Raw genomic sequence first — 12,306 nt, 5'->3', positions numbered from 1 at the left:
ATGTCCGCTGAAGAGACCCTCATCCTGGTGAAGCCCGACGGCGTGGCCCGCGGCCTCACCGGCGAGATCCTGCGCCGCATCGAGGCGAAGGGGTACACCATCGCCGACCTGCGCATGGTGCGTGCGGATCGCGAGCTGCTCGCCGCCCACTACGCCGAGCACGAGGGCAAGCCCTTCTACGAGCCGCTCATCGAGTTCATGAGCTCCGGGCCCGTCGTCGCCGTTCGCGCCCAGGGCGAGCGCGTGATCGAGGGTTTCCGCTCCCTGGCCGGCGCGACCGACCCCACCGCCGCCGCCCCCGGCACGATCCGGGGCGATCTCGGTCGCGACTGGGGGCTCAACGTGCAGCAGAACCTGGTGCACGGCAGCGACTCCACGCTGTCCGCGGAGCGCGAGCTCGGCCTCTGGTTCGCCTGACCGGGCCGTCGTGGAGTCCCTGAGCGCCGCTGAGGCGCGTCGCGTCGCCCTGGCGGCTCAGGGCTTCTCGGGCAGCGCGAGGCTGCGCAAACGCCGTCCGTTCGATCCGGCGCTCGAGGCGCTGCACGTCCTGCAGATCGATTCCGTCAACGTCTTCGCGCGCAGCCACTACCTGCCCGTGTTCTCCCGCCACGGCGGCTACGATCTCGCGGCGCTCGATCGTCACCTGTGGCGCAGCGGCGAGTTCACCGAGTACTGGGCCCATGAGGCGGCGTTCATCCCGGTGCGCGATCGCGCGCTGTTCGGATGGCGCATGGATGATTATCGGGAACGCCACAGGCGGGATGGCCGGGCCGAGGCCCTCGCCGCGACCATCGAGCGGGTCCGTGCCCGGCTGGCCTCGAGCGGCCCGCAGTTCGTGCGCGAGCTCGAGGAGGAGCCCCGGGGCGGTCGCGGCCCGTGGTGGGACTGGAGCGACACGAAGCGCGCCGTCGAGCTGCTCTTCGCCTGGGGCGAGGTCGCGACCGCGGGCCGCGAGGGCTTTCAGCGCCGCTACGCGCTCGCCGAGCAGGTGCTGCCTGCCGAGGCTCTCGTGCCGGTCGCCCGCTCCGAGGCGCAGCGCACCCTCGTCGAGCGCGCGGCCCGCTCGCTCGGCATCGCGACACTCGCAGACATCGCCGACTACCACCGGTTGAAGGCGGCAGACGCCCGTGTCGCGGTCCGCGCCTTGGAGGACGAGGGGATCCTGCTCCCCACCCGCGTCGCGGGGTGGAGCTCCTCATCGGGCAGACCCGAGGCAGCTTGGATGCACCGAGACGCGCGCCTGCCCGCACGGCTCGCCCCCGACGCGCTGCTCACACCGTTCGACCCGGTGGTCTGGTTCCGCCCGCGAGCGGAGCGGATGTTCGATTTCCACTACCGCATCGAAATCTACACCCCGAAGGAGCAGCGCCGATTCGGCTACTACTGCCTGCCGCTCATGGTCGGCGGCCGGCTCGCGGGGCGGATCGACCTCAAGGCCGACCGCTCGAAGCGTCCGGGAGACGGGGGAGCGCTGCTGGTCCAGGCCGCCTGGCGGGAGGACCGGGCGCCAACCCGGACCCCCGAGGCCGCGATCGAGCTGCTCGCGCGCGCGGCAGCCTGGCAGGGGCTCGACGAGGTGCGCGTGAGCGGGGTCGGCAACCTCCCCCTGCCCGAGCGCTTCGAGGCTTCGCCGAGCGTCTGAGCTCTGTGTTCCGAAAGTCTGCGCGCTGAAATTCTGAGCTCTCGGCTCTCCGCTCCGAGCCCCCAGTTCCCAGCTCTCAGCTCCCGCCGAGGTCGCCGCTCGGCGCCGAGGGGGATCCTGCATCCAGCTGATCCTGCACGCACTCGAGCACCGCCCGCGGATCATCGGCCCAGAAGCGGAGCACCGTCACCTCGTGCTCGCCTCCCTTCGGAGAACGGCCCGGCAGGCGCAGACGAGTGGGGCGTTCGAACCCGATCTCCAGGTTCGTCTCGCCGCCGACCCAGACCGCGCACACCCGCTCGCCGTCGTGCTCGAACACTCGCCCGGGCTTGTCGGTGCCGACCGGGTCGATGCTCTGCTCGGACACGTGCCGCTCTCGGAGCGAGGCGAAGTCGTCCCAGGACACCAGCAGATCGAGTTCGAGCCCCTCGCGCACCCGGATCCCCTCGGGGCCGACCGTATGGGGGCGCGTGAGGTAGGCGCAGAGCAGGCCGAGCATCCAGGTCAGCCCCCAGACCCCGACGGCGAGAAAAGCGATCCGCACCGGGGTCCAGCGATGCACGATCAGGTCGATGATCGGTATCTCCACGGCCGACAGCACGATGAAGATGATGAGCACCGTGAGCACCGGCCCGTGGTATCGGAACCCGGTCGCCCCGGCAGCGATGCTCGGCCGGCGGATGATGAATCGCCACAGACTCTCGTAGATGCGCAGCTCCATACGCAGCAGACGGCGAATGATGCCGGGCGGCCGGGCGGCCCCGGCCGGGGAGTCGCCCGCGATTGAAGCATCCGAGGCGCCCGAGGCACGAGCAGCACCCGAAGCGCCCGAGACACCTGACGCGCCCTCCGAAGGGCTCACGACCGCCCCTCCCGGGCTTCCCCTTCGACGCCGGCGTAGTGCACTGATTCGTCGCGCACCAGCTCGCTCAACCGCCAGAACACCGCATCCACGCCTCGCGCGAAGGCCGCGCGATCGACCTCCTCCACCGCAGCGAGCAGCTCTTCCGCCAGCCTCCGGTGGTCCTCCTGCATTCGAGCCATCATCTGCTCCGCCGACGGCGTCAGCGTGACCAGCACGGCGCGGCGATCGTCCGGGTGGGGCCTGCGTTCGACGTAACCCGCCGTCTGCAGACCGTCGACCAGTGCCGAAACGCTGCGCGGCGTCGTGCCCAGTGCCTGCGCGAGCGTCTGCTGGGTCGAAGCGCCCACGTGGTGCAGCACCCAGAGGGCGTGCACGCGAGACTCGGTGAGGGAAGTGCCCGAGAAGGCACGATGCATGTCTCGCTGGAACAGAGAACTGATAGCTAACAGGCGGTCGAGGATCGTGGGCTGCATATCGTTACAATACCACTTATTTACATGATGTAACCATATGGTCGCGGCCCGCGATTTGCCGCGCACTCGCCGAAACTCCGCAGGAGGAGAACGCGGCATACGACAGACGATGATGAGATGGAGTCATGCCGAATTCCGAAGCTCCGCCGCCCGTTCTCGCGATCCGCAATCTGCACAAGAGATTCGGTCAGAAGATCGCCGTCGACGATCTGTCACTCGATGTGCCCGCCGGATCGATGCTCGGCCTGCTCGGGCCCAACGGTGCGGGCAAGACCACGGCGCTGGCGATGACCACCGGTCTGCTGCAGCCCGATGCGGGCACGGCCCGGGTGCTCGGCACGGACGTGTGGCAGGATCCGCCCGCGGCCAAGGCCAAGATGGGCGTGCTGCCCGACGGCGTGCGCATGTTCGACCGGCTGACGGGGGCTGAACTGCTGCGCTACAACGGACTGCTGCGCGGCATGGGCGAGGCGGAGGTGGCGAGCCGCACCGCCGAGCTCCTCGATGCGCTCGGCCTCGCCGAGGCCGGCGGCACGCTCGTGGTCGACTATTCCGCGGGCATGAAGAAGAAGATCGGCCTGGCCTGCGCGCTCATCCACGCTCCTCGGCTGCTGATCCTCGACGAGCCCCTCGAGGCGGTCGACCCGGTGTCGGGCGAGACCATCAGGCAGATCCTGCGCGCGTTCGTGGCGGGCGGCGGCACGGTGGTGCTCTCGAGTCACGTGATGGAGCTCGTGGAGTCGCTCTGCGACCGTGTCGCGATTCTCGCCGAGGGACGGCTGCTCGCTCACGGTTCGCTCGACGAGGTACGCGGCGGGGAGAGTCTGCAGCAGCGGTTCCTCGGGCTCGTCGGCGCGCATGATCTCGGAGAGGAGACGCTGGCATGGTTGCGCTCCTCATAGGCCTGCGCTGGCGCCAGCTCGCCCACCAGCTGGGCAGGAACCCGTGGTACATCGTCGCGCTGGTGGTGAGCACCCTGACGGCGCTCGGACTGCTCGGCACGCTCACCCTCCTGCTCGTGGGCGTGCGGGTCGCCGCTCCCGACGCCGCGGTGGTCTCGCTGGTGATAGCGGGATCGATCATCACCGCGGGGTGGTGGGCGGGGGCGGTGATCGTCAGCGCCGACGACTCGCTCGCCCCTGAACGCTTCGCCCTGCTCCCCGTGCCCGCCCGCAAACTGCTGCCCGGTCTCGTTGCGGCGAGCGCGACGACCATCGGCGGCATCGGGACGACGCTCGCCCTGCTGCTGATGCTCGTCGGATGGTCGGTCAGCGTTGCGGCGACCGTGGCGGCGATCGTGCTCGTTCCCGCAGCGCTGATCATCTGCGTGCTGGGGGCGCGGGTGGTGAGCGGAGTGCTCGGGAAGTGGCTCGCTCGCCGCGGTACCCGCGATCTGGTCGTCACCCTCGGTGTCCTCCTGGTCGCCTGCTCGGGCGTGCTCCTCAACCTTCTGACCTCGGCGATCATGGGCATGTCCGACCCCGGGGCAGGTTTCAGCGCCGTCGGCGACGCGCTGGGCTGGACCCCGATCGGCGCCGCGTTCGGGGTTCCCGCGGCGCTGGCCGAGGGGCGATGGGCCGCCGCAGCACTCCGGCTCCTGATCGTGCTCGCCACGATCGCGGCGCTCTGGCTCGCCGCCGAACGCCTGCTGCAGACGCGTCTGGTCGCTCCGATCGCGGAGAGCGGAGGCGGCAGGGTGCGCTCGGGCGGTCTCCTCGACCGCCTGCTCCCGGCATCGCCGATCGGCGCCGTCGCCGCGCGCTCCCTCCGCTACCGCCGCAGGGACCCCAGGCACCTCGTGAACACGATCATGCTGATCGCGTTCCCGGCCATCATGTTCGGTGCGTTCGCGATGAACGGCATCCAAGGCGAGAGCGGTGCGATCGGGCGCGCGGTGATCCTGCTCCCCGCGATCAATGCGCTCATGGTGTCGACCATCGTGCAGATGGATCTCGCATACGATCACGACGCCCTCGCGCTGCACATCATCTCCGGAGTGAGCGGGATCGCCGACCGCGCCGGCAGGCTGCTCGGGATCGGGATCATCGCGGTTCCCGTCACCGCTCTGCTCTGCGTGCTCGCCTGTCTGGTGGCCGGATCGTTGGAACTGCTACCGGCGAGTCTCGGGGCGGCGTTCGGACTGTCGCTCGCCGCTGCGGGAGCAGGGACGCTGATCGGGGTGTACCTTCCCGGACGCGCCCCCGCACCCGGGACGAATCCCTTCGGGCGGGGCTCGTCGGGTGGGGTGCAGACGCTCCTCGCCATGATCCTCATCGCGCCGATCACCCTCCTGGTGGGTGCGCCGGCCCTGGGCTTCGCGATCGCGGCGCTCTGGAACCCTGCGCTCGGATGGATCAGCCTGGCGGCCGGGCTCGGGCTCGGCTGCGCGGCCGTGTGGGGCGGCACGGTTCTCGGAGGACGTGCGCTGGATCGGCGCTGGCCACGGGTGCTGGCCGAGGTGACGAGCGAGAGCTGAGGGCGGCGGTAGCCGAGGGATCGTAGAGGGTCGCCTGGAGCCGGGGAGCCGGGGGGAGCCCGGCGACGCGATCCGCTCCGACCCATTTGTCGGAGGTGCGGAGTACGCTCGAGAACATGGAAACCACACGCAGCGTTCGACCGTTCGAGGTCATCAGCGAATACGAGCCGAGCGGAGATCAGCCGCAGGCGATCGAGGAGCTCGCGAGGAGAATCAACGCTGGTGAGACCGACATCGTGCTGCTCGGCGCGACCGGCACGGGCAAGTCGGCGACCACCGCCTGGCTCATCGAACAGGTGCAGCGGCCGACCCTGATCCTCGCCCACAACAAGACGCTCGCGGCCCAGCTCGCGACGGAGTTCCGCGAGCTGATGCCGAACAACTCGATCGAGTACTTCGTCAGCTACTACGACTACTACCAGCCCGAGGCCTATGTCCCTCAGACCGACACCTTCATCGAGAAGGATTCATCGGTCAACGCCGAGGTCGAGCGCCTGCGCCACTCGACCACCAACGCGCTGCTCTCCAGGCGTGATGTCGTGGTCGTCTCCACGGTCTCGTGCATCTACGGCCTCGGCAAGCCCGAGGAGTACTACGAGGCGATGGTGCCGCTCGTGGTAGGGGACCGGCTGGATCGCGACGTGCTGCTGCGCCGCTTCGTCGACATGCAGTACCAGCGCAACGACATCGAGTTCGTGCGCGGCAACTTCCGCGTGCGGGGCGACACCGTCGAGATCATCCCGATGTACGAGGAGCTCGCGATTCGCATCGAGTTCTTCGGCGACGAGATCGAGGCTCTCTACTACCTGCACCCGGTGACCGGCGACGTGATCAAGCAGGTGGAGTCGGTGTCGGTGTTCCCGGGTTCGCACTACGTCGCGAGCCGCAACGTCATGAACCGGGCGATGGGCACGATCTCCGAAGAACTCGAGGCGCGCACGAAGGAGCTCAAGCAGCAGAACAAGCTCGTCGAGGAGCAGCGGCTGCGCATGCGCACCACCTTCGATCTCGAGATGATGGAGCAGATCGGGTTCTGCTCGGGCATCGAGAACTACTCGCGTCACATCGACGGCAGGCAGCCGGGGGAGGCTCCCCACTGCCTGCTCGACTACTTCCCCGACGACTTCCTGGTGGTGATCGACGAGTCCCACGTCACCGTGCCGCAGATCGGGGCCATGTACGAGGGGGACGCCTCTCGCAAGCGCACGCTGGTCGACCACGGCTTCCGCCTCCCCAGCGCGCTCGATAACCGGCCGCTCAAGTTCAGCGAGTTCAAGGACCGGGTGGGGCAGACGGTCTATCTCTCGGCGACGCCCGGCAGCTATGAGCTCGAGCGGGCCGACGGCGTCGTCGAGCAGATCATCCGCCCGACCGGGCTCGTCGACCCCGAGATCGTCGTGAAGCCCTCCGAGGGGCAGATCGACGACCTCCTCGAGGAGGTTCGCGTACGGGCCGAGCGCGACGAGCGCGTGCTGGTCACCACGCTCACCAAGAAGATGGCAGAGCAGCTCACCACCTTCATGGAGGAGGCCGGCATCCGGGTGCGCTACCTGCACTCCGACGTCGATACGCTGCGCCGCGTCGAGTTGCTCACTGAGCTGCGCGCCGGCATGTACGACGTGCTCGTGGGTATCAACCTCTTGCGCGAGGGACTCGATCTTCCGGAGGTGTCGCTCGTGGCGATCCTCGACGCCGATAAGGAGGGCTTCCTGCGCTCCTCGACATCGCTGATCCAGACGATCGGTCGCGCCGCCCGAAACGTCTCCGGCCAGGTGCACATGTACGCGGACACCATCACCCGGTCGATGCGCGAGGCGATCGACGAGACGAACCGACGTCGCGAGATCCAGATGGCCTACAACACGGAGCACGGCATCGACCCGCAGCCGCTGCGCAAGAAGATCGGCGATATCACGGAGATGCTCGCGCGCGAGGCGGCCGACACCGAGGACGTGCTCTCGCGTACCGGGGCTCATGCGCAGCGCAAGGGCGGGTCGCCGCAGCGAGCCAAGGGCAAGGCCGCGGCCCGCGCGGGCGCGATCGGCGCGGAGGGCGGGGCGAAGCTCGAAGAGCTCATCTCGGATCTCACCGAGCAGATGCTCGCGGCAGCCGAGGAACTGAAGTTCGAGCTCGCGGCGCGGCTGCGCGACGAGGTCTCCGAGCTCAAGCGGGAGCTGCGCAGCATGGACGCGGCAGGGCACCTGTAAGGCATCGCGTGTACCGCGAGATCGCGATCGCCGGCCTGGGCACCCTGTGGGTCTCCGAGGCCGACGGGTCTGCGGCGCGGATACCCGCGGATGGCTGCGCAGACATCATCCTGCGCGACGACGAGCTGGTGGTCGCCGGTCCGTCCACTCGCTGGGTCGAGGCCCGCGGGAGCGCTCGGCTCCCGACCGTCGGGCTGAGATTCGCTCCGGGGTTCGCCGGCGCGGCCCTCGCGATCGATCCGACCGAGGCTCGGGATCGTGTGCTTCCCGCAAGCGAGCTGCTGGCGAAGGAGGTCCGGGAGCGCGGTGAGCGCGCCCTGCGATCCCTGCTCGTGCCGGGCGCGCTTCGCGAAGCCGCTGCGACGATTCCGCGGGAGCTCGGGATGGACCTGGACCCGACGCAGCCCGCGCGGGTCGATCTGCGGTGGATACCGGAGGTGAGAGCCGCGGCCCGGCACGAAGAGCCCTTCGCACGGCTTTCCGCTCGGCTCGGATACTCCGAACGGCAGCTGCGCAGGCGGATGCTGCACACCTTCGGCTACGGGTATGCCGCACTCCGACGGGTGCTGCGCTCGGAACGCGCTCGCGATCTGATCGGTCGCGGGGCGACCCTCGCTGAGGCCGCAGAGCTCGCGGGGTACGCCGACCAGTCCCACCTGGCCAGGGAGTTCGCGCGGGTGATCGGCGTCACCCCCTCGCAGCTGGCTGCGGCGAAGGACTCGCGGAGGCGCGAACAGGTAGGGACAAACAAAGGTAAGGGGCGAACAAAGGCAAGGAGCTAAGAAAGATAAGGAGACAAGAAAGGTAAGGGGCGAAGAAAGCTAGGGGCAAGGAACGGGCGAGGGCACCCGGGAACGCTCAGGCGAGCGGCGCGTAGAGGTCGATCGAGTTGCCGTCCGGGTCGAGCACCGTCGCGTAGCGCTGTCCCCACGGGGCGTCCCAGGGGGAGGTGTGCGCCGCGCCCGGATACTGCTCGATGATGCGGGCATAGGCGCGGTCCACCTCCTCGGGGCTTTCCGCGCGCACGGCCAGCCCGATCCGACCGCCTCCTACGGGGAGTTCGAAGTCAGGCATGAAGCTTCGAATGGTCGAGACGGGATCCCAGGCGAGCGTCATCCCTCCGGGAAGCTGCGCCTCGGCATGAGGCGCATCCTCCTGGCCGGGCGGAACATCGACCCCCAGCGCGCCGTAGAAGTCGAGCGAGGCTGCGAGATCGGCGGTGACGATGCCGATGAAGTCGAGTCGAAGTGTCATGCCGCCAGCCTATGCCGCACTGTCCACACCCGATAGAACGAAACGGACACGTCACGCCGCGGCCTGCGGTACTCATGACACAGCCTGCGATACTCACGCCGCGGCTCCGGTCCGGGGCTGACCATGTCTGACCCGCCCCGGATCACCCGGGCTCTGCCCCGGCCACGGCCCCTGCCCCGGCCACGGCCCCTCCGGCCAGTCCACGATCTCCGCACTCGCGTCGATCTCCGGAAGCACCGTGGTCTTCTGGATCGCCTCTATCTCCAGGATCGCCTCGATCGCTCGCTCCATTCACGGCCCGGAACATCACCCGGGAGGGCGGCCGGTCCCGACGCGCCCGCCCGGACGGACTCCGCCAGAGCAGATCACCGCCGTGGAGCTGCTGCACCTTCACGCCCGCATGATGTTTCATCGTGTGATGTCGTCGACACAGCAGAGCAAGATTGCCGGTCGACGTGTCGCCGCCCAGAGCGGCGTCGAGAGTGTGGTCGCGGTCGGCCCTGAACGGAGGCACCGTGCAACCTGGGAACCGGCAGTGCTGATCCCTCGCCTCGAGGAAGCGGACGATCTCCGCCGAGGGGCGATACCGACCGACCTTGAGCAGTTCACCCGTCCCCGGGTCGAGCAGCGACCGATCCCACCCGGCCGCGACCGCGGCCACTCTTCTGGCGGTGGCGCCGTCGATGGGGCCGAAGCCCGCCAGCACAGCGGCGCCGACCCCGCGGCCGGTGCCCTCGCAATGATCCGAGGCGAGCAGCACCGAGGCGGGTACCGTCACCTGCACACGCGCGTCGAGCCGCTCGAGGCCGACGACGCCATTGGAATTCGAGGGCGCTCCATTCAGCAGGAGATCCACTGTGAGGTCGGCGCGTATCTGATCCAGCGACCGCGGTCGAGGCGCCCACGGATCTTCCGCTTCCGTCGCGGCTCGCTGCACTCGCACCTCGGATCGCCGCACCTCGTGCGCCTGCCGGCTCAGGCGGTCGTGCACCGCGTAGACCGATACGGCATCGGCCACCGCATGCAGCTCGGCCATGCCGTCGCCCAGCTCCGTCACCCAGACCCTCCGTTCGGAGTGGGCCCGCTCGAAGCGCTGTTCGAGGGTGCGAGCGGCGTGCTTCTCGGCGATCACCTTCGCGAGGCGGCGCACTCGGTTCGGTGTCTCCGCCTCAGCGACGGTCAGCGCCTCGATCTTGTAGGCAGCCCGGGTTTCATCCAGGTCCGCGTCTCCGCCGGCGCGTCTGCTCTCACCGGGGTCGCGGTCTTCGCCCGCGTCACAGTCTTCGCCCGCGCCGCAGTTCCCACCGGCGTCGATGACGGCGCCCGCGTCAACGACGCCCACCGCGTGCGCGAGCGCGATGCGACCGGCCGCGAGCGATGCGTGCACGCGCGGGTACTGCTCGTGCAGCCGGTAGGCCCGCTCCATCAGGTGCTCGGCGCTCCGATCCGCGATGCCGAGCACGAAGGCCACCTCGGCCGCCGCAGCGCGATGCGCCATCTCTGCGCTGCGGCTATCCGCCGACAGCTGATCGCGCTCCTCCTCGGTGAGGCGCGCCACCTCGGCCAGCAGCTCCGTCTTGCGCGCATCCAGCCCGCGCAGCCCCCGCTCGACCTCCTCGAGGTCGGAGGCGAGCCGCAGCAGCTTCGCATGCGACGCGCCGCCGGGGAGAAGGGGATGGGAGACATGGATCCAGTCTCCCGAGCACCACTGACACTGATGCCTCCTCGGAGACCGATCCCGATCCAAGATCCGGACCGGATCTTTGGTGAGCGCTCTACAAACGCGGTGCTCTACAAGCACAGCGGGCTACAGGACTAGTGCGAGCCGAGAGCCAGAGGGCACCTCGCACCCACGAGGAGCAGAACCGCGCGGACTCACCGCACGAGATAGAACTCACAGCACGAGATACCCGTAGCGTTCGGCGATCCTGTCGATGACCCCCAGCAGCTCGTCCCGGTCCAGACGCAGCAGAGCGGTGGGGTGCTCGGGCAGCGCATCGGCGGCGCCGGCCCAGAGTGCCACGACCCGCGAGGTGGGGATGAGCGACGACGCCGAGACCACGCCGTCCAGCTCGGGATAGCGCTCGGCGATCGCGCGGGCCCAGAGCCGCGAGCGCTCCCGATCACCGGAGGAGATCGCCGAGTTGCCGCCGGCCACTGTGACCCAGTCGCTGTCCGAGAGGTCGAGCAGCCTCAGCGGTCGCCGCACCTCGAACGCCGCGAGCGTGGGAGCGCCATCTCTCAGCCGGATCATCCGCTGCGCCTGGAACACCTCGAGCAGCGCGGCCGCGAAGGGGCCCTCCAGAGCCCCGTGCGTCCCGGTCTCCGAGCCCGCGGCTGCCCTCGCGGCACCACCGCCGCCCGAAGCATCGCCGATCGAAGCATCGCGTGTAGACGCCACCGACCGGGCTCCGACGGAGTTCTCCAGCACGACGGAACTCTCCAGCACGCCGTACATCACGCCGACGCTCTCGTGTTCGCCGACGGGCAGGGGGTGCGGATCGAAGCGACCGTCGAGCGGTCCGAAGGATCGGAACTCGTGCCACTCGACCGGGTAGGCCCCGCTCGCGCGGAAGATGCGTGCGATCAGCGTCCCCTCGGGGATCCGCCGCACCCACCGGGGGTCGTCGCCGAGCTGCGGGAATCGCTTCGGATCCGGCTCCGGCAGATACTCGCTCACGGCAGCCGATTCAGCGCGTCGGAGACCGCTGCAGCGGCGAGATCCGGATCCCCTCCCTGAGCCAGCCACTCGAACGGCGCGAGCTCCTCGCCGTCGACTCGTAGACGCATCGCGGGGGAGGTGAGCACCCGCTCGACGACCAGCAGCGGAGTGCCGGCCGGAATCGCGGGGGCGACCGACGACCAGCCCGGCAATTCGCGCTCGTCCGGGAACTGGAAGAGCGGCAGGCGCCAGCCGTCGCTGCGGCGCTGGGCGAGCAGCGTACCCGCGGCGCAGCGCTGCCGAACGCGAGCGGGAGTGACCCCGAGCATCGCCGCCGCATCGCCGACGGTGACGCTGCGCTCGGAGTGCTGACGCTCCCAGAGTCGGCTCCGCCGACTCGCGGGCAGCGAGGTGGGCTCGCGCAGCTCGTCCTCCGTCACCCCGAGGCGGGCGAGCACCGACACCTCGGCTCCGGTCAGGCTTCTGAGGTCGGCCCGCTGGTGGGCGACGATGTCCGAGAGCAGCTCCTCGGCCATGGCGAGCCGATCGTCTTCGAGCTGAGTGATGAGCGCGGTCAGCCGATCCCGCTCCGACTGACCCGGGATGGCCACCGGGCGTTGCGGAGTCTCGGCGGGGAGATGAGCGATCGACATGAGAACTCCTTTTGTTCGCTTGCGTCAATAATATCCGATAACAGCTTCTCCCGCATCACCGAGCAGAGCGAGCC

General features: G+C 69.4%; 12 protein-coding genes. 6 read left to right on the top strand and 6 right to left on the bottom strand.

The genetic code is table 11. The features are described 5' to 3' along the window. Both ndk and AC0KXF_RS00585 read left to right on the top strand, forming a co-directional pair. A complete protein-coding gene (ndk, locus tag AC0KXF_RS00590; protein WP_223043887.1) occupies window positions 1–417 on the top strand; it encodes a nucleoside-diphosphate kinase in 417 nt (138 codons plus the stop codon). 10 nt (window positions 418–427) lie between these two features. After that, on the top strand, window positions 428–1,642 hold the full coding sequence (locus tag AC0KXF_RS00585) for a winged helix-turn-helix domain-containing protein (protein WP_473107366.1): 1,215 nt from the start codon (window positions 428–430) through the stop codon (window positions 1,640–1,642). 76 nt (window positions 1,643–1,718) lie between these two features. Here AC0KXF_RS00585 and AC0KXF_RS00580 read toward each other — a convergent pair whose 3' ends face one another. Further along, complete coding sequence (locus AC0KXF_RS00580) at window positions 1,719–2,504, bottom strand: hypothetical protein (RefSeq protein WP_473107365.1); 786 nt, start codon at window positions 2,502–2,504, stop codon at window positions 1,719–1,721. Next, entirely contained in the window at window positions 2,501–2,980 is a 480-nt protein-coding gene (locus tag AC0KXF_RS00575) for a MarR family winged helix-turn-helix transcriptional regulator (RefSeq protein WP_473107364.1), read from the bottom strand. Before AC0KXF_RS00575 ends, AC0KXF_RS00580 begins: the two co-directional genes overlap by 4 nt. A 125-nt stretch (window positions 2,981–3,105) precedes the next feature. On the opposite strand from AC0KXF_RS00575, the gene AC0KXF_RS00570 reads away from it, so the two are divergent. The 4 genes from AC0KXF_RS00570 to AC0KXF_RS00555 all read left to right on the top strand — a co-directional run bounded on the left by AC0KXF_RS00570 (window position 3,106) and on the right by AC0KXF_RS00555 (window position 8,445). Further along, window positions 3,106–3,882 carry an ABC transporter ATP-binding protein gene (locus AC0KXF_RS00570; protein ID WP_473107363.1) on the top strand — a complete coding sequence of 259 codons (777 nt, stop codon included), beginning with the start codon at window positions 3,106–3,108 and terminating at the stop codon, window positions 3,880–3,882. Continuing rightward, window positions 3,864–5,456: a hypothetical protein gene (locus AC0KXF_RS00565; protein WP_473107362.1), complete on the top strand. Its 1,593-nt coding sequence runs from the start codon at window positions 3,864–3,866 to the stop codon at window positions 5,454–5,456. Before AC0KXF_RS00570 ends, AC0KXF_RS00565 begins: the two co-directional genes overlap by 19 nt. 116 nt (window positions 5,457–5,572) lie before the next feature. Beyond that, window positions 5,573–7,663 (top strand): excinuclease ABC subunit UvrB, encoded by a 2,091-nt coding sequence (gene uvrB / locus AC0KXF_RS00560; protein ID WP_473107361.1) that lies wholly within the window; start codon window positions 5,573–5,575, stop codon window positions 7,661–7,663. Window positions 7,664–7,671: 8 nt separating this feature from the next. Further along, window positions 7,672–8,445 (top strand): helix-turn-helix domain-containing protein, encoded by a 774-nt coding sequence (locus AC0KXF_RS00555; RefSeq protein WP_473107360.1) that lies wholly within the window; start codon window positions 7,672–7,674, stop codon window positions 8,443–8,445. A gap of 76 nt (window positions 8,446–8,521) precedes the next feature. Here AC0KXF_RS00555 and AC0KXF_RS00550 read toward each other — a convergent pair whose 3' ends face one another. From AC0KXF_RS00550 to AC0KXF_RS00535, 4 genes are all read right to left on the bottom strand, one after another. Beyond that, entirely contained in the window at window positions 8,522–8,917 is a 396-nt protein-coding gene (locus tag AC0KXF_RS00550) for a VOC family protein (RefSeq protein WP_473107359.1), read from the bottom strand. Between the two features lie 142 nt (window positions 8,918–9,059). Continuing rightward, window positions 9,060–10,664: an HNH endonuclease signature motif containing protein gene (locus AC0KXF_RS00545; RefSeq protein ID WP_473107358.1), complete on the bottom strand. Its 1,605-nt coding sequence runs from the start codon at window positions 10,662–10,664 to the stop codon at window positions 9,060–9,062. A 147-nt stretch (window positions 10,665–10,811) separates the two neighbouring features. Then, entirely contained in the window at window positions 10,812–11,597 is a 786-nt protein-coding gene (locus AC0KXF_RS00540; protein WP_473107357.1) for a hypothetical protein, read from the bottom strand. Continuing rightward, window positions 11,594–12,232 carry a hypothetical protein gene (locus AC0KXF_RS00535; RefSeq protein WP_473107356.1) on the bottom strand — a complete coding sequence of 213 codons (639 nt, stop codon included), beginning with the start codon at window positions 12,230–12,232 and terminating at the stop codon, window positions 11,594–11,596. Before AC0KXF_RS00535 ends, AC0KXF_RS00540 begins: the two co-directional genes overlap by 4 nt. Window positions 12,233–12,306: the final 74 nt, after the last annotated feature.

This window comes from Leucobacter holotrichiae (assembly GCF_055791005.1).
The sequence above is the reverse complement of the archived record's forward strand: the minus strand, read 5'-3'. Positions and strand labels throughout refer to the sequence as shown.